This is a genomic window from Mesorhizobium sp. LNHC229A00 (genome assembly GCF_000502415.1).
Lineage (GTDB): Bacteria > Pseudomonadota > Alphaproteobacteria > Rhizobiales > Rhizobiaceae > Mesorhizobium.
The window spans coordinates 1-26,376 of sequence record NZ_AYWQ01000024.1 but is presented as its reverse complement, the minus strand read 5'-3'; the positions used below and the strand labels follow the sequence as shown (position 1 = coordinate 26,376).

Annotated in this window: 1 protein-coding gene; it reads right to left on the bottom strand. The window is 60.7% G+C overall.

All coding sequences use genetic code 11. The features are described 5' to 3' along the window. Positions 1-57: 57 nt before the first annotated feature. On the bottom strand, positions 58-26,238 hold the full coding sequence (locus X742_RS01000000170790; RefSeq protein WP_210164351.1) for an Ig-like domain-containing protein: 26,181 nt from the start codon (positions 26,236-26,238) through the stop codon (positions 58-60). Between the last annotated feature and the right edge of the window lie 138 nt (positions 26,239-26,376).

The window sequence follows — 26,376 nt, the reverse complement described above, 5'->3', positions numbered from 1 at the left end:
CCCATCTTTCGCATTTTGCCGAAGTCAGCAAAAGCAATCCTGGCTCGCCACGCTCGGCTAATTCCTTCTGCTCTGCCCTGTGGATGCCGAAACTCGGATGCCGGCATTCGGATTCTGAATCGCAAGTGCCTGCGCCACGAATGGGAACTTCCATGCCGCCTGATCCGTCAACAGCGGCCACTTTTCGTTTGCGAATGCCGCTGTCGGGATCGTGAGATCGAGAGCGAAATCGCGATCGCCCGGCGAGGCTCGTCTCAAAGCGCCGGCAAACTGCCAGTCCGGAACTTCCAACGGTGAAGCCTTGGTTCCCTCCTCAGGATTGCGCGCGAGAGGAGCAGAGTTCTTCGCAGGCGTAGGATCCGCTGATGCCTCGAGCGTCACCTTCGCCTGAGAGGTTGTCGTGTTGGCCGAAGTCAGGGTCGGGCTAAGAGGCAAAGCTGCTGAGAACTCGCTCCGCAGCCCGGACCCAGTGCTATCGAACTGAACCTGAATGCCAGCGGGAATCGGCGGGATCTCCGGCTGGTCGCGGCCCGCTATCTCCGACTGCAGAATGTTGGCGTCTTGGCCGGTAACAGCACCGCTGAGGTCGAAATCCGCGATGGAGACCGGATCGATCAAGGACCAGGCAGAGAAGCCCTGTCCCGGATTTGCGGCCGCGCCGGAGATCAGCTTCACATCCGCCTTGGTGTATGCCGCATCTTTGTTGGCGTCGCCGATATAGCCCACAACCTGCAGGGCATCGTCGCTGGTAGTGGTTGTCGCGATGCCGTTCACACTTGCGACCACGATATGCAGGACCTGGGTATCTCCGTATGCCGCGGTCCTGGGCACCGAGGCAGTAAGGGAGACGATATTCAGGGTGCCGCTTCGCAGTGCGCTGCTGCTGGAAATGGTCACGGTGGCCTGCTTCGTCCCATCAGACTTCAGGGTGTTGGCAAATGAGAGTTTGGTGCCCTTGGGAAGATCGGCTCCGGCAGAAGCCCCGGCGATGGTGAGCAGTTCGGGGTCATAATCCACCGTAAACACCAGTGATTTCACGCCGCCCAGGCTGCTGAATGTTACGGGCAGTCCCTTGGCACGGGCGGGAACATCCACCGGCTGCCCTGGACCACGCATGAAATCGAACAGGCTGACGATGCCCGTTCCTACGCTCTTGACGTCGAACGCAGCGATGAAATCGTCGCCAGGAGTTCCATCGCGATTGCCATCCAGGTCGCCGCGGCTGTCATGCAGGGCGTTCTCACTGCTTCGCAGCATGACTCGATAGTGGTCAAACGGAAGGATGCCACCGACATTGAGAGCGGGTAGCTGTGCTGTCACGGGATCCTTAGCCGTCGGCTCCTGGCTGTGCTTTAACATCGATTCTGGGCTGGCGTTCTGGCTGCCATATTGCCGAATTGCGCCCGTCCGCAGGAAGGTGAAGCCCGCGAAGTCATCGTCGATGACGATCGAACCTTCGATGCGACCGACCCCCTGCCCGATCAGCATGACGTCGGCGGGACCGCGTGCATCTCCCTCGCCTGGATAGATATTGAACGTCGACGGGTCGAAGGCGTGATTAAAGCGCAACCGGAAGCCGGTCGCCGTTGGCGTGAAGCTTTGCACCACCAGCCAGTCAGCGTCGACCACCACCGTGATCCCAGAGGAAGCGCTGAACGTGCCGTCCTCGTTCTTGGCGCTCGCAAGGATGGTGAAACCGCCGCGTGCGCCATAGACATGCGTTGCGGTTGTGGCGCTTCCGGCTAGGCTGTCGATCACTCCATCACCCCAGTCGACGGTCCACAGGTTGATGGTGTCATCACCAGGATCAGACGCCCCAAGCGTGATGGTGTAGGGATCGCCCACGATAGCATGTCCCGGACCTGTGACGGCAATTGTCGGCGCAACATCCGCGACATGGATCGCGAAGCTCCGCTCGCTGGCGGCGCCCTGCGCATCAGTGACGCGCATCTTCACATTGTGCGTGGCATCACCGTCGCGCGCCGTCCATCTGAAAGCACCGGTGTCCGGGTTGACTATTGCGCCGGCCGGGGCAGTCACAAGCGAGAAGACGAGCTTGTCGCCCCGGTCCGGATCGCTCGCGACTGGCAAGAAGGCGACCGTTTCGCCCTCCTTTACCGAGACGTCGGAGAGCGCAGCAAGCGTCGGTCCATCGTTGAGACCCCTCACCGTAATCGCAACACGTGCCGTAGACAGCGCGCCAGAGCCATCTTTTACCGTATAGGTGAAGCCGTCACTTGCCGTTTCGCCCGCCGCGAGCGCTAAGAAAGCGCCGTTCGGGTCGTATTCGTAGCTGCCGTCGCTCTGCACCGTCACACGGGCGCCCGACGCGAGCAGGATCGTCTGTCCGATCGCCTGCTCGGAGCCATTCACCGCGACGACAGCGAGCGTGTCGCCGCTGTCCAGATCGGTATCGTTGGCGAGAATGCCCTGTGCTGCAGAGATACCCAGTGCCGTATTCTGATCAGTCGCCGCCGTGTCGTCGACCGCCTTCGGCGCGTCGTTCTGTCCAGTGATCGTCACGGTCACGGTTGCGGTCGAGGCTGCGCCTGCAGCATCGCGCACCGTATAGGTGAAGACGTCCGGGGCCTTTGCGGCCGCTGCGAGATGATCGAAGGTCCCGTTCGGGTCATAGGTAAAGGTGCCGTCGGCATTGAGGATGACTTTGCCGGCGGTCCCGGTGGTGTCGAGGCTGATGCCGTGGGTGTCGCCTTGGTCGACATCAGTGAAGAGCGGCGCGAGAAGCACCGCCGGGCCGTCCTCGATTGCCTCACCAACCAAATCCTGCGCCACAGGAGCATCATTCACCGGCGTGACTGTGAGGATGAAGGTGTCGGAGGCTGACAGTTCACCGTCGCTCGCCGTAACCTTGATCCCAAGGACGCCGTTGAAGTTCAGCGGTGGCATCCCCGAGAAGGTCAGGGTCGAGGCATCGAAGGAGAGCCAGCCTGGCAGCGGCTGATCGGTGGCGAGCGTCGCTGAAAGGGTAAGAGCATCGCCGTCCGGATCGTTGAAGACGAGCGCAGGAAGCGTAAAGGTCCACAGTGCATCCTCGGGCGAGGACTGGTCGGCGATTTCGGTTGCCAGCATCGGCGCGCCGTTGCCCGCTGACACCTCGATGCGCACAGTCGCGATGTTGCTGGACAAAACTCCGTCGCTTGCCTGGTAGGTGAAGCTGTCGGTGCCGAAGAAGTTGGCTTTCGGCGCATAGGTGAAACTACCGTCCGGATTGAGCGTCAGCGTGCCGTTTGTCGGGCCGGCGACGAGAACCGGCGTCAGGCTGTCGCCGTCGACATCACTGTCGTTGGCGAGGACCGACACCACCAGGCTGCCGTCCTCGGCAATGTATGCGATGTCATCGGCGGCGACAGGCGCATCGTTCACCGGCGTGACGGTCAGCGCGACGGTCGCGATGTTGCTCTCGGCGGTGCCGTCGGACGTCTTGTAGGTGAAGTTATCGGTGCCGAAGAAATTGGCATTCGGTGCATAGGTGAAACTGCCGTCCGGATTGAGCGTCAGCGTGCCGTTGGTCGGCCCGGAAACCAGGACCGGCGTCAGCGTGTCACCGTCGACATCGCTGTCGTTGGTGAGGACCGATACCACCAGGCTGCCGTCCTCGGCAACGTATGCGATCTCATCGGCGGCGACAGGCGCATCATTCACCGGCGTGACCGTCAACGCGACGGTCGCGATGTTGCTCTCGGCGGTACCGTCGGCCGCTTTGTAGGTGAAGCTGTCTCTGCCAGAGAAGTTGGCCTTCGGCGCATAAGTGAAGCTGCCGTCCGGATTGAGCGTCAGCGTGCCGTTGGTCGGGCCGGCAACGAGAACCGGGGTCAGGATGTCGCTGTCGACATCGCTGTCGTTGGCAAGCACCGGCACGACAATCGTTCCATCCTCGGCAACAACGTATGCGATGTCATCGGCGGCGACAGGCGCATCGTTCACCGGCGTGATGGTCAGGGCGACGGTCGCGATATTGCTCTCGGCGGTGCCGTCGGACGCCTTGTAGCTGAAGCTGTCGGTGCCAGAGAAGTTGGCCTTCGGTACGTAGGTGAAGCTACCCTCCGGATTGAGCGTCAGCGTCCCGTTGGTCGGGCCGGCGACGAGAGTCGGGGTCAGCGTGTCGCCGTCGACATCGCTGTCGTTAGTGAGCACCGGCACGACGGCGCTGCCATCCTCGGCCACGGTCGCCGCATCATCGATTGCCACTGGCGCATGGTTTTCGTTCGCGGCGTTAATCGTGAGCGCGACGGTCGCAATGTTGCTTTCCGCCGAGCCATCAGAAGACTTGTAGGTGAAACTGTCGGTGCCAGAGAAGTTGGCGTTCGGCGCGTAAGTGAAGCTGCCGTTCGGATTGAGCGTCAACGTGCCGTTGGTCGGTCCGGTAACCAAGATTGGCGTGAGTGCGTCGCCATCCACATCGGTGTCGTTGGCGAGGACCGACACCACCACGCTGCCGCCCTCGGCAACGCTTGCAACGTCATCGGCGGCGACCGGAGCATCGTTCACCGGCGTGACCGTCAACGCGACGATCGCGATGTTGCTCTCGGCGGTACCGTCGGAGGCCTTGTAGGTGAAGCTGTCGGTGCCGAAGAAGTTAGCCTTCGGCGCATAAGAGAAGCTGCCGTCCGGATTGAGCGTCAGCGTGCCGTTGGTCGGGCCGGCAACGAGAACCGGGGTCTGGCTGTCGCCGTCGACATCGCTGTCGTTAGTGAGCACCGGCACGACGACGCTGCCATCCTCAGTAACGCCTGCGACGTCATCGGCGGCGACAGGTGCATCGTTTACCGGCGTCACTGTCAGCGTGACGGTTGCGACGTTGCTTTGTGTGAAGCCGTCGCTGACCCGGTATGTGAAGCTGTCGACGCCGAAGAAATTCGCCTTCGGAGCGTAGGTGAAGGTGCCGTCCGGGCCGAGGGTCAGGGTTCCGTTTGCCGGCCCGGTGACGAGCGACGGGGTGAGCGTGTCGCCATCCTCGTCCGTGTCGTTGGCGAGGACCGGAACCACGACGCCGCCGTCCTCGGCAACCGTTGCTTCATCGTCGGACGCGATCGGCGCGTGGTTTCCCGGCTGGCCCTCGGTAACGAACTCGACGTCGTCGATGACAACCTGACTCCCGAGCGCACCGAAGCCCAGCAGGTCGAAATAGAGTTTCAGCGGTGTATCGGCGGCTATACCGGTGAGATCGAACTCGACCGTCACCGAGGTGTCGGGCGGAACCTTGCCGTCCGCGTCTAGGCCAATGAGCCTGATGCGCGAGGAAGCGAAGACAGTGCCGTCGGATTGTATATTGAGCGCAGCGTCGGTCTTGGAGAGTCCATTTGCCGTGACGGGCTTGCCGTCTGCGCCAATGAGCGCGAACTCGAATGCGTCCTGCGGGCCGCTCGAGTTGCGCGCGAAATCGGCGCTCTTCAGCGTAAAGCGAAGTGCAGTCGCATTCTGCGGAACGGCGAGCTCCTGGGTCGCACGAGAAGCCACCCTGTCCCCTTCATTGAGCGTGAGCGCGCGGGATTGAACCGCGGCGTTGCCCGTCAGCACCCAGCCAAAATCGTTAGCGGCTAAGTTTTCGACCCCGAAGGAACCATTCAGTAGTTCGTCAGTCGCACCTGCCGCCATCTGGGAAAGAGTGCCAGGAACAACAGCCGGTTCGGATGACCCCGAGTTCGAAATATCATCAGGAGGGCCGGCGGGCACCCGATCGTTCGAACCGGCTCCAGTTCCAGCAATCGTGCTGCCTTGCGATCCAACACTCGAAGGGGCCGCATTGCTTTTCTGCCCGTTATCCAAATACCGCCCAGCCACAGAGGGAGCAATCTGGAGCGCATATGCTCGCCTTACCGCCCTGTCGGCGTCCACAAGCCCGTAGCCGAAGCTTTCATTACGCTGGCCGCTCGGGTCAATGTCAGTCTTGCCCTTCGCCGTTGAGACCGACGGACTATCAATATGCATTGCAGTGTTTATCAAAATGCTCTTTATTTGCTGGCCATTGAGTGCCGAATTAACGCTTCGGACCAAAGACGCTATAGCGGACACAATCGGGGTTGACGCCGACGTTCCATCATAGGATCCGACTAATCCATCTAGCAGTTGAGTCGGAATTATTCCTGGTGCAACTAACGTTACTCCCATTCCAAAATTAGAAAAGTATGCCAGGCTGATACTTGCCGCGTTCTGCAGACCGTTCTCCGTCTTGAAAACGTTAGCTGTACCCGTGGCCCCAGCCGCGATTCCGCCAACTACGATGCCGTTCGACAGTCCATCGACGAATGTCGCCATATTCCGTATCGGAATAGCGTCGTTGCCGGCCGCAATAAGAAATAAGTCATCGCTCTGTAAGTTGTTCAGGCTTTCACTGTTCGGCTGATCGCTGCTAACATTGATTATAAGGGACTTATTGGCCCCTGCTCCAATCATCGACCTCATCGATTGAATCAATGCATCAAAACTTATGTCTGTTCCCTGAGGTCTTAACTGGTAGGCGTTGCCGAAAAGAATCGCACTACGCCAATTGATTCCAGCGTATAAGTCTTTGTTTGGCGAGTCTGCTCCTATCGTATACAACGTTTTGTAGCCGTGATCTGGATCGCGCGGGTAAGCTGGCCCTCCATACGTGAAGCCATCTGGCACAATCCTCGAAAAATCAAAATCGAGTCCGGCCATTAAACTCGTCTTTCTGGGAAGTGGCTGATCAAATACCGCAATTCTTGCCGTTTTGGCACCAGTTGTGAACCGCCACGCGCTCGGAATATCCGTTACAAATAGATGCCACTGCTGAGAGAACTTTGGATCGTCGGGATGCACCTCCAATTCGTATGTTGTTTTCTCAGCGCCAGAGAATTGTAGGAATTCAATCCCCTGAAAATAGATTTCAGATCCATCCTTTAGCCGGAGATAATCGAAAGCCGTACCGCGCAATATGGCCTGCTTGGGTGGTTCGTTCGCTCGCCTCTGCGCAAGCTTGCTTAGCTCGATCCCGTCAAAGCTGGCTACTTCTGACTCGTTCACGTTGACAACCAAGGTGTCGGTCCCACCACCTCCATAAATTACGACTCCAGCGCTCTTGCTACCGGCTGGCCGCCTGGAAAAAGTGAATACGTTTGGCCCGAATGACCCGTAAATGGTTCCCTCGTCCTTCCTCACGACGGCGGACCCCGTAAACGCCACTCCGTTTGTTGAGAAGGATTTATCTAGAACCGTTATAAACTTCTGATCTCTTGGCAACGACGTCGTTGGCCTGCTCGTGGCGGTCGTTGGCCGGGTGTCCTTGAGATAAACATAGTAATTCCCAGCCAGTAGCTGAACCTCACTCAAATCCACTTGTATCTCACTCGGCGTGGCGGACGCAGGAGCACGAGAGAAGTCGAATAGTAGCGTCGTCTTGCCATCCTCGATGGATTGGGCGACTAATTGTTGATTGGCTAAATCAGGACTATTAGCGATGTTTCCGATATCAATGCTAAGGACGCCATCCTCATAGATTGCGTCCGCATCGGAGTCCCCCGAGGCGTCAATGAGACGGAACGGTCCTGTTTGCGTGGCCATTCCTCGCGTCAGCCCACCCAGCCGAATCGGCTGATGGTTCAGATTGTCAGTGAAGTGGACGGCGTCCGCAGTTGTGCTAGCGCGCATTTCGACAGAGGCGCCGTTTGGATACTGCGCGAAGTCAGCCCGAACGTCGATAAGCGGATTCACTCCGTAGCGCTGCCCGAACAGTGGGTCGAAGAGGCCGAAGCCGGCCCCGGTGAAAAGATCGTCAATGGCCAGGTTATGGGTTGGCGAGCGCTGAGATGCACTGACCGGCAACTGCCGTTCGAGCTCCGCAATCATCTCCTGTGCGTCGAAGGCAAATACGGCTCCAGTCGCGGTGTACGAGCCGTAGAGATACCTTTCGTCGGCTGAAAGTGCGATCCCCTCTCCGAAGGCGTATGGGATCATTCGGGTGGCCGCCACAAGGCCTTGCGCTTTGCCGTCCATATACTCGGCAAGATTGAACGGATTGCGCAGTATACCTATATTGCTACCTGCCGGTTCTGCCGGTACTACGTCGGGATCATGCGAAGCAATTCCCTGAATGAACTTATTTTGGCCGTAGACGAATCCGTATTTCAAATCGCTAGTGAAGGCAACGTCAATTGCGTTGTTGATATCAAAGCTGTCAACGTTATCAGGACCAAACGGCGATGTAAGATCGACCTGGATAGTATTGTTTTTTATCCAATTACCATCAGCCTGTTTTTTGAGAATGATAATTCCGGCGCCATCATTTGACTTATCCAAAATAACAAGGAATTCTTCGCCGTTGGGCCCTAGGACGGCCCTGACCGACGACGGATCGCTGGTAGCGTCTTCAAAGACCTTGCTATTGGTAGCAAATTTGACTCCGCCCAATCCCAACATTTGATTGGCATCGGGGATGTCGACGATAACAACTTTGCCTGGCTTTGAAGCTGTGCCCGCGCCGCCTGGACTCCAACTTGGCTGAGATGGAGCAAGCGCAACAATCTGCTTGCCGTCGCGAGTAATCGTTAGTCCGCGCAGGCCGAATCCGGCATCAGGTACAACCAGCGTTGCCATATGCTGATTGTAAGTCGCGGACGCGGGATCGATGTCGATAACGTAGATGATACCATAGCTGCCACCAGAGCTGGTTTGTGAGCGTTCGTCGCTGACGAAGGCGAGGTCTCCAGTCGGATCGATCGCTATATCGTACGGAACAGCCGTCCCCTGCGCGTTGTAAAATGTGACGACATTGCTGCCATCAGTGTCCGGTTTCGTGTCATCGTCAGGCACTACGTCAATCTGACGCAATGTCATCGCATCAATGACTGCGACGCCGGCTCCGAACCGCAGAGTTGCATATGCGCGTGTGTTATCCGGTGTGATTGCGATGTTGTACGGGTTCGCGTTTGCGCTCCCTGAAATTGGGTTACCTTGATCGTCAAGCTTTCCGACTGGAATGCGTGCGATGACGTCAGGCAAGACGAACTCGGTCGGGTTCCCGTCCACGTCCAGCTGCTTGGTTGGCCGAATCACCGCTACCTGGTCCACCCTCTGTTTCGGAGTGCCATCCGGATTGTAACCGCCGAAGTCTCCCTGGCTGACAGCTACAAATACGTCTTGTGTTTGGGGCTCAAGGCTCGCCGATCCACTGTAGACGGTCAGGAGATCCCAGAACGCGTTCGGATCCTCGGAACTGTCGAACACGGCCAATGACGACGGCGCTCCGGTGAACGCCTCGGTGGTATGGAACCAGTTGAGGCGCGCGACCGAGAAATACGATGCGCCCAAAGCGAGGGTCTTGGGAATGCGCACCCAAATTTCGGTGTCGGTTACCGAGTCTGGCTTAACGAAAATAGCGCCGTCTTCGGTGCGAATGAACTCAGAGGTCGGATCGGCCTTTAGTAAGTCGGCGACCTCGTCAAAGCCGGAATTGAACGCAATCCGAACGCGGTCTTTAATCGACCACTCGCCTGGCTTGCCGCTGGAAGCCGGCTCTTGGTACGCGAACCCCGTGCCTGTTATCTTGAGCCACGGTTCAAGACCGCCGCCGCGATTCTCGAAAACCAGCGCCGTACCAGCGATCGTTGGGGGGCTGAATATGGCCTCTGACGTATCGTCCGCCACCGTAAGGACAGGCGCCACTTCGTTGATCACGCCGGGTTGAACTTCGACATTGAATTCGGAAGTGGTGAGCGTGCCAGCGCGGGATATTGCACCGACTTTGATTTGAGCCGGCCCCCCTGCTAACGTCAGGATGAAGTTGTTCAGTTGGGCAAAAGCGCCGACAATCGTCGAGCCGATTTCAGTGTATGCGAAAGAGGACAGCGCATCACCAATTGCAGAGCTGATCGCCCCCCTCACCTCAGCAAATTGGCCATCGGCGACCGCCTCGACCACGTAGGTACCGCCGGTGGTTATGCCAGTATGAGGTGGCGATGATGTGCGCGCCACACCATCCACTCCTGCGATGCCGCTCTCTACCTCGGCCCAGCCGCGCACGAGCCCCGACGGAGTCGCGAAGTCTGAAAGCCGATAGAACCGCACTTCGGTTCCCGGTGCCAATGCGGTCGGGACCGCGACCTGCATCGGTATGGCAACCGGGACGCCTTCCAGATCCAGCGTGAAAGCGGCGCCGAACGAGAAACCATGATCGTCAGGCAATGTTGGAATTGGCAGCTGCGCTTCGCTCAGAGAATTGATGGTGACTGAAGCATTCCGACCAAGCGCGTCGGGCGCGATTGCGACCTCGTAGCCATCGAGACTGCGGATAACCGCGCCAGTCTCTTTGTGTGCCGCAGAGGTGCCGACCTGTGGGCTAGTCACCCGCACGGGGATGACCGCCTCGGCCATCTTATACACGGCGGTCACAGTCGCCTCTCCGGGCGCCAATGCTACTATATTCCCCTGCGGTGTGACCGTAAGGATGTTGCTGTCGCTAACCCAATACTGGGCGCCTGTCGCCGCAACCGTGTTGTCGAAAGGATCTGGGAACAGCTTGATTTGCCGTTGGCCGCCCTCGGCTGAAAGCGAGACCGCGCCGGGGTAGAAGCCGAGCCCATAGTTCGGAAGAAGAAGATCGTTGCCTAAGTCGGGCAAACCCACCATGAAGGCAGTAGTTGCCGCCAGGTTGGCGCGGGTGGCGACCACCGCACCATAGCCTGCAGACAATCCCAGTAGTGTCCCACCCGGTCCTATCATACCGGAGTTGGGGTTAGTGGAGATAAGTGTTAGATAGGAAGCCGGCAGAGCAACTCCAGCTTCGTCGGTGAAATCGCCAAGCCAGTTCAATTCAAAACGTTCGCGGACACCAATTCGCGGCTGACGCGTCGTAACATCGAGCTTCACAAGGCTCGCACTCGACACGTTAACGCTGATCGTTACGGGTGCTGAACTCTGATAGCCATCGTCGGCGACGATCGTGAAGTTCGCCTGCCCTGCGAAGCCTGCGTCCGGTACGACGACGATCGATTTGCCGTCGGGCGCCAAGCGCGCAATTCCGTGCTCGGCTGCAAGGAGGCGCACAAAGGTCGTATCACCCTCGGGATCGCTGACCAGATTGCCGACGGAAGCGATGAATTCGAGATCCCGATGTGTCTTGAACGTGCCGGTGACCGCAATCGGTGCGCGGTTCGGCTGATAGCCGAGGTTCTGGAACAGCAGTTGGGAATCGGCGCTGTCGATCTTGCCGTCCAGATTCGCGTCGGCAGCAGCGACATAGCCAGGCTGGCCGGCAGTGGTGCCCTTCGCGGCGAAGGTGAGGCCAGCGTCGGTGCCATCGACCTTGCCGTCACGGTTAGCATCGCCGGCGACGAAAAGCTCAAGGCTGTAGGCGCCGGCACTCTGCGCATTCGAGCCGCCGATCGTCAGGAGCTTCAGTCCCGCCTGGTCGACCTTGTAGAGCGCGAAGGCGCCGCCCGCATCGGTGTGGCTGGCAACAAGCGTCGCCCCCTGGAGTTCGGGCACGGCAAAATTGGCGTCGCCTGCGGTCGGCTTCAGGATCAAGCCGATGTAAAGCGAGCCGCCATCGGTGGACGCGAGCTCGGACGGCCGGATCGTGAAGGTCAGCCGGTCAGTGCGGCCCTGTGCCAGGGAGCCCTGGTAGGCATCTGCGAGGTAGCCTGTTGCGGCGCCGAGATCGGCGGTGACCGGAAGCGCTGCGCCTGTGATCGCATCGATCGTGACACCCGGCTGACCGGTACCGCTCACCAGAGCGAGCCGGTGGTCGGCATCGTAGCCGTAACTTCTCGACGTGGCTGCGATCAGGTCGCGGACCAGAGTCAGGTTGCCCTGGGCGTCGTAAAGATAGGCGAACGAGCGGCCGTCGGTCGTGATCGCGCGGGCAATGCCATGCTCGCGGGCCACGAAGGAGATGCCGTCGCCGTTCGCGGCGAAGATACCGCTGTCGGCCGCGGTCAGCGACACGCCATCAGTGAAGCGGATCGAGGTCACGCCGGCCTGGGTGTCGACCGCATAAACAGTCCCGTCCGGGCCAACGAGCTCGTACTCCCCACGACTGTCCAATCCAGCCGGGTTGTAGGGCCTGCCGCTGACGAGATCGTAGAAGCGGTCGCCGACGCGCGCGAGCTGCGTCTCCGCCGACCCCAGAGCCCACGTCACGCCCGGGTCGGCGCGGAAGGACGGCGTGGAATAGACGAGGCCGGCCACACGGTGCTCCTCGGCCTCGAAAGTGAAGCCGACACGCTCGCCGGTCGGAAGCGTGGCGTAGACGCGTGTCCCGTTGCGGAACGCGCCATAGGTGCCAAGAGCCTCGCGGCCGGTCGCCGGCACATCGGTCTCGATGCCGACATCCTTCAGGGCGAGGCGCCAGCCATGGCCGAAGCTACCAGCTTCTGCGCGCGCGAGCGGATCGTATTGCCGTGTCAACGCGATGTCGTGGCCGGCCAGCGTGATGGTGAGATCCGTCTCGGAACGCGGCAGCGGCTTGACGCTGTCGATTTCAATCTGCGTTTCCGCCGTGGCCGCGCGACCAGCCATGTCGGCTGCGGTGAGGCGCAGCTTGTAGATGCCGTTCGCAAACAACGCAGGGTCAAGTTGAGTGAGCGCGCTGTCCGTGATCGCGCCGGTACCGGCGGCGAGCACCTTCCACGCGCCGGAGCCGAAATGTGCGATTTCGAGCTGCCAGCGATCGAGATTGGTGTCGATCACCGATCCGATCACATTTGCCGCGACATCGAAGCGTTTGCCCAGGAGGCCTGTGGCGAAGGAGACTTGGGGCGCCAGAATGTCCGCGGGATCGCGCACCTTGAGGACGGCCGTGCGCGTACCGACAAGTCCATCCGCATCGGTTACCGTCGCGACGATTTCGCCCTGGCCCGGCAGTCCGGCGGTGATGCGGGCGCGGCCCTGCCTGTCGAGCCCCAGCAATTGACCGTTGTAGCGCACCTCGAGCTTGGTGATGTCGGCGAAGCCGGCCGCGATGACGTGCACAAGCACTTCCTGGCCTGGCACCACGGGGAAGCTGGGGGTCTGCTCGATGACGACAGTCGGCAGTTCGGGCATGGTGGTGGCCCGCAGCACAACTGGCTCGAGCACGCTGTCCTGGCCGTCCGACAAGGTCGCGAGCACGAGGTAGTCTCCAGCCTGGCCGGGTCCCGGCGTCCAGCGAACCTCGCCGGTCGCCTCGTTGAGAGTTGCCCCTTCGGGCAGGCCGGCGGCGGAATAGGTCAACGTGTTCTGGGTATCCGGGTCGGTTCCGTTCAGCCGGAACACCAGTTCGTTGCCCAGCACCACCTGGTGGTCGGAGGATTTCAGGACCGGCGTGCGGTTCGTATCGGCGATGCGTACCTGCACGTCCAGCGTCGACAGCGCACCCGACGGGTCGGTGGCACCAAACCGGATCGTGTAGTCGCCTGCCTGGCTATAGCCCGGCGTCCAGGTGAATTTGCCGGTCTTTCGGTCGAAGCGAGCGCCCTGGGGCAAAGGCGACAGCACGGAGTAGACGACGGGATCCTGATCCACGTCACCCGAAAGCACCGCGAAGGCCATCTCGGCTCCTTCACGACCGGCCTGCGGGAACATCGGCACCAGCTCGGGGGGCCGATTTACGTTCTGCACCTTGAGTGTGATCGTCTCCGAGCTCGACTTATTGCCGTCCGAGGCGGTGAACGTGACCCCCGCATAGTCGCCGGCTGCGAAGAAGTTCGGTGTCCACGATAGCAGCCCGGTCTTCGCGTTGAAGGATGCCCCGGTCGGCAGGTTGGTGACCGAGAAGGTGATCGTGTCGTTGTCGGGGTCGATGGCCTGCAGCGACAGGGCGAAGGTCTCGCCTTCCGTCAGCGTGCGATCGCCGATCGGCAGAAGGACAGGCGCGGCATTGCTGGCGCGCACCACGAGGCGGATCGATTGACTGTCGGACAGCGCCGCATAGGCGCCGGCGTTTCCGTCATCCGTGACCTGGAACGTGATGGTCCGCCCGCCAATGTCGGCTGCGGTGGGCGTCCAGTCGATGCGGGCGGTGCCGTAGGTCGCAAGTGGCGTGATGGTCATGCCGGCCGGCATGTTGTTGCCGGAGAAGACCAACCCGGCCTGGTCCGGATCGCGAGCACGCAGAATGAAGCTCAGTGGCTGTCCGGCAACTGCGACCTTGTCGCCAATGACGTCGAACAGCGGGCGCTCGTTGGGTGCCACGACCGTGGTGACGAAGCTGACTGCCGTGGTGCGGATGTCAGGCTTGCCTTCGGTACCACCATCGTCGGTGGCGCGGATAGTGACAAGATAATTACCCCGATCGCCGTCGCCGGGCGCAAAGCGGACTACGCCCGTGTTGGCCCCGGTCTTGACGAAGGTCGCGAGGCCGCTCGTGGCGTTCAATTCCACCGGGGTGGTGTCAACGGCGGGCCCGCCGGCGGTAGGCTGACGGCTGAGATAGACCGTCCAGGTTAGCGGGTCGCCGTCCGGGTCGGAAACTTCCACCGGAATTTCGAGGATCTCGCCGCGGTTGACGCTCTGGTTGACCGGCGTTGGTATTACGGGCGCGCGGTTGGCATTGACGATATCGATGATGACATCGCGCACCGTCACCGCCGGCGTGAGACCGTCGCCCGTATCGGTTGCGGTGAACCGAACGGTGTAATGTCCGGCCTGCGTATAGCCCGGTATCCAGCCGAAGATGCCGGTGACAGGATCGAAGCTTGCACCTTGCGGCAGGTTCTCGACGCCATAGGACACGGTGGGTGCCGTGCCATCAAGCGGCGTCAGGCTGCCGTCCGCCTTGCGATCCTGCGGTACGAAACCAGGATTGTCAGGATCGAACGCGAAGGCGCGGAAGAAGAGCGGCTGGTTCTCCAGCAATCGGAACGGGCCGAGCTCATCGAATACCGGCGCGCCGTTGGCATTCGCGACCGTGAATGTCGTGCTGATCTCCGTCGTGTTGATCCCATCGCTGACACGGAATGGGATCACATAGGTGCCAGCCTGGGTGAAGGACGGCGTCCATTCGAAGGCGCCAGTGTTTGGATCGAGGAAAGCGCCGCCCGAAAGCAGCGCACTGGAGAAGATGAGCGCATCGCCTTCTGCATCGTTCGCGCGGAGCCGAATGCGGATTGGATCACCCTCCCGGACGACGCGGTCGGGAACGGGTACGAGGGTCGGCACTTGGTTGGCTGGTTCCACCAACAGGGTGAACGCCCGCGTAACTGTGTTCACGCCGTCGGTCACTCCAAGGATCACGCCCTCATACGTGCCGGCCTGGGTCCAGCCCGGGGTCCATTGCAGTTGGCCGTTTTCGGCATTCAGCGACGCACCGGGTGGGAGCTGGTCCCCAAAATACTGCAGATAGTCGCCGTCCGGATCGAAGGCGGCGAGACCGAGCGCAAGGGCCTCACCTTCGCGAACCCGGATCTCCGGGGGCAGTTCCTGGACCACCGGCGCCTGGTTTCCGCCAACAACATCAATGGCGAAGGCCTGGGTGGCGAAGCTACCGCGATTGTCATAGGCGCGCAGCACAACGCTAACCTGCGCCGGGCTGTCGGCCGTTGGCGACCAGGTGAGAAGGCCGGTGTCACTGAGGCTCATCCCATCCGGGCGGTCGAACAGCAGATAGGTGAACGGATTTCCATCCGGGTCGTGTGCGGCCAGCTGATACGAATAGCCCTGCCCTGCGGTTGCCACCGTGACGGGAGCGGAATCGATCACGGGCGCCTGGTTCGCGGCGGGAACCGCAAACACACCGTGACCGATCGAGAGATGTTGCAGGGCTGAATTTCCGATCGTCACCGTCTGCACGGTTGTGGACTGACCGGGTGCGAGGCGGCCGTTCGCCAGCGCCTCGCCCAAATTGATGTACCATAGACCGCCGCTCTGAAGTATCGCGCCGACCGGCTGGCCAAGGAAGTACTGCGCCGGATCGAGAACCAGCGTGAGCGGCGCCAGAATATCCGCATCGCTGATATTGGTGACCTTGACGTCGTAGGAAACGGTACCGTCGGCACGACTGGAACGTACCGCGCCGAATTCGACGGACACGAGCGCCGACAGGTCGATGATGGCGGTGAAATGGCTCGTGAAGGCGGATCCAAGTTCGGCATCCTGGATGCTCTCCAGATGCTCGCCGACCGTGAGCGTGTAGTCCCCAAACTCGAGCGGATCGAGGGCAAGCCGAACCGTGCGGGTCGCCGTATCATATGTTGCCCCCTTGAGAACGACCGCCTCACCCGTGCTATTCACGAGCGTGTAATTCGCAAGGTTCAGGACCGAACCGGAATCGAGGCCGTCGCCCGCCAGCATGTCCTGGTCGAAGGTTACCGTTATCTCCGCGAAGGGGAGCGGCACTGCGGATCCGTCCGGCGGATTCACGAATGCTACCTTCGGCGCCACGATCGGACTGACGACATCGATCTGATGCGACTGCGCAATCAGGAGGCGGCCATCCGCCGTCGTCGCAAGCGTTTCGCCCCACGTCCCGTTAAGGGCGATCGGAACGTGTTGGAGCGTAGCGAGGTCGACAGCGATCAACTGCGAACCGCGGGACTGGCCGTCGGCGAGATTGTTCGAGATGAAAAGGAGGCCTTCGAGCTTCGTGCCGACCTTGCCGAAGGCGATGGAATCGACCTCGCTGTCAAAAGACAGCATCCGTGTCGCGCGTCCCTTCTTGTCGAAGGTTACAACATCGCCGCGCTCGGGCCAGGTGGTGCCCCAAAGCTTGCCGTCCGGCGCGAATGCGAGATCGTCTACGCGGACCGAACTAAAGGCCGTGAAGGCGTGCGTCACCGGGTCGAATATCTCGATGCCGCGTCCCGACGACACGTAGATTTTCCCGCTAGCCGGATCGACGGCCAGTGCCTGCGTGATGCTGTCGCCAAAACGAGCCTGGATCTGACCGGTGGCTGCGTCCAGCAGGAGAAGAGCTCCGCCGCCAGTGGTGGCCCACAGCTGCCCCTGAGCGTCGAAGGCAAGGTCGAATATTGGCTCGTCCAGTGTCGCCAGCGGTTGGCCGGCATCGCCGCCGTTGTGATCGAATTTGTAGAGCGAGCCGCGGTTCGCACCGCCGCTTGCGTATACGCTGCCGTCCGCCGCCACCACGATGGCGAGGGCACCTATCCCGGCATGGCTTTGCGGGATTCCCGACGCGAACACCTGCGCACCAAAGGGACGGATCGTCGTGCCGAATTCCGGGAAGTCAGCCAGCGGCGTCGGCCCCGGAATGGCCTGCTGTGCCTGCAGGAAAAGTGGATTGGTGGAGGGTGTCGGCGATGGCGCCGGAGCCTCGCCGAGATCTTGGCTTGTGCCTCCGACGTTCGGCAGGTCGCCGAGGTCAGGCCCGGATCCGTCGTCGGGCGCCAGAATGCCCAATGGCGGTTCCTCGGTGTTGCCCGCATTATCCGTCGCGAGCGCCAGGAACTCATAGTTGTGCCCGATTTTACCCTGGAAGATTCCGAAGGTCTCCGTCGTCTGACGCTGCCAGATCTGGAAATCGCCTCCGTCCTCAGCGACGTAGACGGTGACATGCTTGACGCCTGATCCGCTAGCATCGTCGGTTGCTGTCCAGCGCACCTCGTAATTGGCGCCTTGTATGAGCTTCGCGGTCAGCGTCGACTTCGGGGCCGCGGCATCCAGCGTCTGGGTGAGTTCGATTGTCTCCTGGGGAGCCATCGTATTGAAGAGCACCCGCGCCTGAGCACTGATGGCAGCGCCGGTCAGTGCGCCATCCTTCGGACGGATCGTATAGCTGACCGTGCCCAGCCCTGCCCCTTGCGCATTGTTTGCTGGCAGCAGACCCCGGGAGGTATCCTGGATTACTTCTCCCGTCTCAGGATCAATGGCCTGCAACAGCCACGTCGCGGTTGCTGCGCTGATGTCGATGCCCGCGGAGACGCGCAGGATGAAACCTTTGGACCGGGTGAAGTCGAAGTCCCCCTGGAACAGAGAGCGGCCCTCCGGCACATGGACGTTGATATCTCCGACCTTCAGATCGCCGAGTCGGAAGGAATAGGGGTCGAGGTCCGAGTCGAGCTTGGTAACGATGCGTATCTCGCCGGGACGCGTCGAGGCGTTTTGCGGATTCTCGAACCGGATCGAATACGGAAGAGCTGTTCCCGCCGGCAGGAACTGCTCGCCGCCGACGCTTTGCGGGCCGGTGATCGATGCCAACTCGCCGACGGCCGCCGCCTGCTGGTAGTAGCGCGAGAAATCAAGTGGCGACAGTTCGCTCGAACCTGCGACCGAGCCGAATTCCGGCAGTGCCACCGTGCTTCCGCCGGCCCCGCGTTGATCGAACCTGATCCACGGTACGAAGACGTTGAAGTTCTCGAAATAGGTGCGCTGCGAAAGCCCCAGATCGAAGTCCGAATACTTCGAGAGCGCCGGTACGGGGACTTCGAGATAATAGCAGTCGTTCTGGCGAATTTCCACATGGTCGATCGGCGCCAGCGTGCCTGGCTGATCACCGTACCACTTGTGGATTTGTTCAAAGAAGGAGACCAGATTGCCGTCGCTGCGGACCTCCTCGCCGGCTGCGCCGAACAGCACCCCTGTCGTCAGCACCGACAGGACACTCTGGACAACCGGGTCCTGATTAATCGGCGGAGCCTCATCGACGGGGCGCAAAATGCCCGCAAGTTCGAGCGCCGCAAGGTAGCTAGCCTCCCAGGTCTTGGCGTCCGCGGCGAGGTTGATGAGTGCCGCATTCGCGGTTGGATCGGCCAGCACTTTCGTTCTGAGCTTCGCCGCTTCGGTCTTCTGCTCGGCAATGAATTCGTCGCGGGTCATCGGCGTGGCCGCGGCCACGACATTGAATCGGAACGGGATGAAGGGCTCGCGACACTCGTCCGGGATTGCGCCGAGTTGCGCATAGAGTTCGTAGAGGCCGGGATAGATCTGGTCGAGAGCCGTCGGGCCTGCGTCCAGCTTGCCTGCCAAGGCCGGGATCTCGGCGTATACCCGCTGCTTGAACTCCTCCCAGGCGCGATCGCTCATTTCGCGCAGGCCCGGATAGGTCGATACGTTGAAGCTCAGTCCGGTAAAGGCACCGGCCGGCATGTCGTAGAGGTAACCGGGAGCGAGAATCGTGCCGCTGGTGTTGGCTTCCGATTCGAGGCTGGCCCAAGGCACGTCCTCGCCGCTCTCCGGCTGGGTGCCGCCGCGCAGATTGGTCTGGAATGTCACATAGGGAAGATTGTAGATGACCGAATTGGTCTGCAACTCGGAAACGCCGTACGAGAAATGCACATACGGCGTGTCGACATTCGTGAGTGACTGGAAGGCGATCCCGTAGGTGCCGGTATCTCCAGCCAGTAGGACACGGGGGCCGCCAAGTCCGATCGTCACATCCGGTTCCAGCGCCCGCTCGATCAGGTACCGGTATGGCTCGATGGCCGTTGCCCCATCGGGGTTGATTACCTCTACGTCGTACAGCCCGTGGGGCGCGTCGGTAAAATCGAAGGTCGCCTTGATGTGAGTGGAATCCAGCACCTCGTAACGAACCGGCTCATACTCCGCGATGCCGGGGCGCACGAGCTTCACGATGGCGTTCTTTGAAAACTTCGCGCCGAAGACGTCGAACGTCACCCAGCGGCTATCGCCGCCTCGGTCGACTTCGACTCGGCTGATCGCGAAGGGTGCAACCTCGGCCAGGAGCGTCACACCTGTGTCTTCGGACGGTTCCTGATGGCCTCGGATCAGAACATAGTATTCTCCTGGTTTTGTGGCCGGAATTATTGCCGTCTGAGTTGCCTGCAGCGGATCCTGGTAAATCGCGTCGAACAGGAAACCAGTGGGCACGTCGCCATAGCGAAGGAACAATTCGTTGGATGCATTCGAATCCGAACCCGTCAAGCGAACCTTTAATGTCTCGCCCTGCGGCACGGTTATCCGATAGACGCGCACCTGGCCCGTGCTAAGGGTAGTCTGCAACGGCACGCCGAGGTGCATCTCGTCAACGCTGACACTCAGCGCATTGACCGATGGAGCAGCGTTATTCTTCTCGCTTTCGGCATTGAACGGCCCTTCGTAGACCTCGTTGTAGATGTCCGAGCGGACTATTAGGCGGTACTGGCCGGCCTTGGCTGGCGGCAAGGCCGCTTTGAGGCTCGACGTATAGGTGTCGTCTGTAAGGAGCGAGCCTGTAAAGGACACGCGCCCGAGCAGACGGTCGTTGATGTCCCAGATCGCGTCATCGGAAAGATAGACGCCGTCAGTCCAAGTCCCCTCCGCCGGATTGGCGCCCTGGTTCCTGACGGTCCAGCTGATCTGGAGCGTGTCGCCGACCGTCGCTACCGATGGGGTTACGACATTGTTGTCGACGACGAGGTCGGACGGCGGCGGCAATTCGAAGATGAGAGGCTGGTCGCTGGATTTCGCGTTGTTCGTCTCAAGGTTCGCTTCAAAAACCGAGCTGCGACCTGTTGCGCTGACCGGATCGGTCACGACGAAAAGGTAGTAAGATCCTTCAAGCCCCACCGGCGCCCTGATTGACTTCGCCACTGTGTAGCTCTGGCCCGCGGCGAGCCCGCCCGTATGCTCGTAGGCTCCGATGAAGCGGTCACTTTCGAGATCGAGATGCTGGTCACGGGAGAGGTAGACAAGATCCGTCCAGCTTTCTTGCGAGGCGCGAACGTCGCCGCTCCCGGCATTGAGGACAGTGAAGCCGAAATCGAACGGCTGACCTGCTGTTACATGTTGGGGAGCAGCGACCGATGAGACCTTGAGGTCCGGAGGGACACGCAGCGTAATGGGAAGAGGTTTTCCAGTCGCGTTGTTACCCTCGCCCTGGAACTCGGCGACAATGTCACCTGCAATCTGCAGGCCCGGAAGATCCGGGGCAATCGTGCTGGGGGCTAGTGTTGACGTCGCCCGTTGAGATCGGGCATCGGTTTCGACGATGATATAGAAATCGCCGTCAATGAACTCGGGAAGATCGACGTCCAGCAAAGCCGTGTAGGCCGCGCCGATGGCAAGCTTCCCCTGGTGCTGGAAGCTTCCGAGCTCATAGTCGCCGGTATCGAGTGAGCCGTCTCGTGAGAGGAAGACACGATCCACCCACGTATCCTGGCGCGTTTCGCGGGTACCTGCATTGAGCACCTGCCACGAAACAGTGACCCGGTCCCCTGAGAGCGCGGCGGCGGGAACCGTGAGGTTACTAACCTTAAGGTCCGGCTCGCGGTATGTGACCGAGATATCCTGTCTTGAAATATTGTTGGTATTGTTCGTGCCCTCAAACGCTGACTCCAAGTAGAGCTCGCGTATTTTGGCGTCGCCTACCTTTGCCTCGTCAAACTCGTCCTTGGGCGCGTTGCCCGTTGGGACCACGTCCGTCAGAACGAAGATGTAGAATGGCCCGTCGATGCCGGGCGGGAGAACGACCTCGGCACTGGCATTGTAGCTTTCTCCCGCCCGCAAGCCGCCCTGGTTGCTATGAACGGACGTGGCAAGCAACTGCGTCCGCGGCGGCGTAATGGCTCCGGATGAACTTTGAATATCAGGATTCCAGACGGGATCTCGCGAGAAGAAAACGGAATCGATCCAATAGGCGGTGTCCGGCCAGACGTCCGCGCCTTCGTTGGTCACGGTCCAGTTGATTGTGGTCTTCTCGCCGGAGAAGTTTTGGGCAGGAACCTCGATGCGTGTAACTTTCAGGTCAGCCGGATGCCGTATGACTTCGGACGCGACGGCAAGGTTATTGTTGAGTTCGTTGGTTTCGGGAACAGCGCCTGCGTTGTACGGATAACCAGCATCGACGTCGACAATCAGATAGTGGCCCTGAATGGCAGGTGACAGATCATACGTTCGCTCGCTCGTGGCCGTTTCGCCGACGGCCAATCCTCCGGCGCGATCAAACGACTCCAGGAGCCACTCCTTCGCTCCGACTTCACCGAGAGTCGGGCGGTCGGATATCCATATCCTCTCAACCCAGCCAACATCGCCAGTATCCCCTGGACCGGCATTTCCGACCGTCCACTTGACTGTATACTGGCCGCCGGCATCGATCTGCGTCGGTCCGCTCACCGACAGTACCTTCAGATCCGGCCGCTTCGTGATCGTTTCCGGGCCGAGGACCTGGATCTGCCGTGCCTTGTAGTTGTTGTTGTCGAATTCGTTCGGATCATCGGGGTTGACGTTGACAGCAAGCGTATCTTCCAAGACGACGTCGTAGGCATCGCTCCAGGGTGTGATAAAATAGGTGCCTGACTCCAGGCCGTCTGGCAGCGTCACCTTTAGGACCTGGTCATAGCTTTGTCCGACCGGCAGTGCGCCGTTATGCTGGATGCTCCCGAGCAGGATGCCACCGTTCTTGATCGGGCTCGGACGCGTACGGTCCTTCGTCAACCAGACCGAGTCGAACCACGTATCCTTGTTCGTGGTGGAGGAGCCCTTGTTCGTAACGGTGAAGCGGACCTCAATCTGCGAGCCTGCCACGGCCTGGACGGGCGCTACAACACTCCCGGTGACCAGGTCTGACAGGGGTTCGGGCTCTACGAAGAAGGCGAACGCGCGCGCGTTGTTACTGTCGTTCGGATACTCCTCGACTTGATCGGTCGAGTCCGTACGCACGATCAGATAGGCATCACGGCGAAAACGTATCGGAATCTCGATCGGTCCAGTCTCTTTCGTGTACCGCCCGCCCGGGTCGAGTGCGAGAAGGTTGTCGTACGAGCCGACCAGCATGTCCCCAGCATCGATCTGGTTGTCGAGGGAGAGATAAACTGAATCCTTCCACCGCGACGTTGTCGGAACCGTCCCCTGGTTGATGATCGTGAATTTGATCGAGGCCGTTCCGCCAGCCGGCACGCGAGCCGGCACGATGGCTGTCTCGACCTGAAGATCAGCCCTCGGCTTTAGCTGGACGGCAAGCGTACCGTCATCGCCCGTGTTGTTGTTGGTCGCCGCCGCGCCGTGCTCGTACAGGAAGTAGCTGGGTTCCGGGAGGGTGGCTTCGTCGGTCGTTGGCAACAGCGCATTGGTGACGACGAAGGCGCGGTAGAGGCCTTCGATCTTGTCTGGCAGGCGGAATTGTTCTGTGCGCGTGTACGATTTTCCTGTCGCGAGTTCCCCGCTGAAGGTGAACGTCCCGACCTGGAGGTCGGGTAGGTTCGTGCCCGCGAGCGGACGAAGCACGATGCGGTCGCTCCACGTACCTTTGGCGACGCCCTGACCGGTATTAGTGACCGTCCAGGAAACGTCGATCGTATCTCCTTCGATAGCGGAAGCGGGGACCTTGACGTCGGTAACGGTCAGATCCGGGGTCGGCGCCAGGGCGACCTCAATAGTATCGGACGTCCTTGTGTTATTGCCCGTGAAGACGAACTCGTAAACATCGCCGGTGGTGGCGAGGAGCCTGTAGGGTCCCGAGAGCCCGTTCGGCAGCACGATCTGTGCCGACCGGGTGTAGCTCGCATCGTTGGCAAGAATTCCCAGATGTACGAACCGCGCATCCGCGACAGTCTGGCCGGAGGCGTCGATGAGCGTGATCGTATCCGTCCATTGGTCACGATCCGTCACTCCGATGCCTTGGTTCTTTACAGTCCAGCTGACATTGAGCCGACCGCCGCTCGTCGCCGAGGCATCCGCGACCAAGTCCGTGACGGTCAGATCCGCGTAGGGAATCGGCACCACGTCTACTGGATGTCCCGGCGTTGCCGCGTTGTTTGCTTCCGATCCGTTCTCGAAAACTTCCGACTTGGAGTCGGTACGAACGAACAGGGTGAAACGTTCGGACAATGCGGCGGGCAGCATGATCTGCTCGCTACGATCATAGCTGCCGCCAACAGCCACGGCGCCATCGTGACGGAATTCCGCCAGCACCATGTCTTCACTGTTGCCGAGGATGTCGTCCCGCGAACCAATGATCGCATCGGTCCACGCCAGGGTCTGGCCGACGCCCGTTCCTTGGTTGGTGACAGTCCATCCGATCGTTACGCGGGCTGGATCGCCCACGGTGAGTGCTGGCGCGGTCACGCTACCAACCGAGAGATCGGCGTAGGCCGCCAAAGTGACATGCAGAGAACTGCTGGCCTGGTTGTTAGCCTCTGCCTGAGGCTCGCGGACGGCGTCAAGCTGGTCCGAAACGACGATCAGCTTGTAGTCGCCCGACGCTGACAGTGGCACCGAGACTGTCGCTTCGCCCAGATACTCCCCGTCAACATCAAGCCCGCCCGCATGAGGCATGTCCGCAAGCTTGATGTCCCCTGCATCTATGACATCATCACGCGACAGGTAGATTGCGTCGGTCCAACTGCCCAGCGCGGCCCCGGTGCCGTTGTTACGGACGTTCCAGCGCACCTGCATGACACTGCCCGACACGATTGTGGCGGGAGCCTGGACATTCGAAGTGGTGAGGTCGGGATGACTTAGTGCGAGTGATGAGCCCAACGCGTTGTTGGTCTCGCGGTCAACTTCGTAAACCTCCTGGTTCGCATCCGCAACGACAAGGATCTGGTAGGTGTCATCCGCGGAATCCGGAAGCGTGACGTCGACCTTTCCGACATAACTGGCGCCAACTGCGAGATCAAAGCTTCGACGGACCTCTCCGATCACTATGGCCGTGGCCAGTGTTCCGTCTTTCGACAGGTAGACCTTGTCGGTCCACGGCGCACGGGCGCCACCTTCGCCGTCGTTGCGAACGGTCCAGGTGACTGTCAGGTGTTGACCCGGTACTCCGGACGCTGGCGCAACCACGCCGGTTACCACCAGATCCGCAGCCGGCGCCGCGGACACCGCGATCGTCGTGAGAGACCGGCCAATATTGTTGGCGGTGGCATCGCGTTCGTAGACGCTTGCCTCCGCGTCTGTGATCACCAGGAGATGGAAGCTGCCTTGCAGACCATCGGGAAGACGGACGGTCGCGCGGCCGGCATAGGTGCCGTCCTTGGCTAGAGCGCCGGTGTGCAGGACATCGGCGAGAATGCGATCGGAGGAGTCGACGACTTCATCGAAGGAAAGCACGATCCGATCTGTCCAGGTGGCCACGTCTGTCGCGTCACCTTGATTCCTTACTCTCCAGGATAGGTCGATCAGCTCCCCGCTGCGGCCGGTGAGCGGCCCGACGACCGCCTCGACGACCAGATCCGCCGCGGGCGATTGCAGGTCGATGGTCACGGGAACCGCAACATTGTTGCCCAAGGTGTCCGGTTCGGTAACCGCGCCTGCGGCATCGGTGCGGACGGTCAGCAAGAAGGTTCCATCAAGACGCTGCGGCAACGTGACCGTCTCCTGACGCGTGTAACTGGCGTCCTGAGCGAGCGCGCCCGTGCGAGTGAAGCTCGCAACCTCTACGTCGTCCTCGTCTCCCCATACGGAATCCCGGCTGAGGATGATCGTGTCCTTCCAACTCGAGACACCGGTGTCGACTGGTCCGATGTTGGTGACGGTCCAGCCCACCGTGACCGTACCACCTCCCTGCCCCGAACTTGGGGCCGACATGTTCGAGGCCTCCAGATCAGGATAGAGCCTCGGTTGTGAGATGATTTCGAGAACAGCGCTGTTGTTTGCCTCGGCGTCGACGCCGTCGGCGGCTTCGATGATCGCGCCGATGCCGTTCTGGTTGCTGTCGGCGGTGACATGGATTTCCAGCGCACCGGCACCGCGCGAACCGTGCGGTAACTGCAGCGTGATACTGCGCGGCCGTGTCTGGCCAGCTCCGAGCGGCGCGTTTCCTGGAGCAGTTGGATCATAGAAGACGGCCGTGTGTAGAACAGTTTCGCCCGTTGCGATGTTCACGATCGCGATCTGTGTGAACCAGCCCGTCGTAACAGGGAGGGCACCGGTATTGGCGTCCGACCACTCGATGGTGAGGGGCCCGCCCGCCTGAACCACCGCGCTTGTGATGTGAAGATCGACAATTTTCAGATCTGGTGCGGATGCAATTGCGACTTGGGCGGTGTTGTTCGATTCGGCTGTGCCCAACGCGTTGCTTTCCGGCACCTGATTTGCGGAGTCGGTTGCGATCTCGAAGATGAACTCGCCGGAGCTCGCAAGGCCGGACGGCCAGACAAAGCTGTACTGACGAGAGCGGCTGTCGCCAGGGGCAAGCCCCTCGACACCCGTATCGAAGGCGATGCTATCCAGATGAATGATCTGCCCGGTCGAAAGATTCCGAACGCGAATCTGTTCCGTCCAAGAGCCCGATACGGCGAGGGTTCCGATGTTCCGCGTGTTCCAGGTAAGACCTACGGTGCCGCCGGGCAGCCAGCCCGTTGCCGGACTTACGACAATGTCGGTGATTGCGAGATCGGGGGCGGGAACGGCCTCTTGATTCGGGATCGGGACGGGTGCCGAAACTGGCACATGGAAGATGCTGAATGTGTACGCCGCAGGATCTGAATTGTAGACATAGCCCTCGACCGCCAGCGTGTAGGTCCCGTTAAAGGCCAGCGTCTCGACATCCTGGTCGCCAAAACCGGCAGACCAGACCTGCCGGCCGAA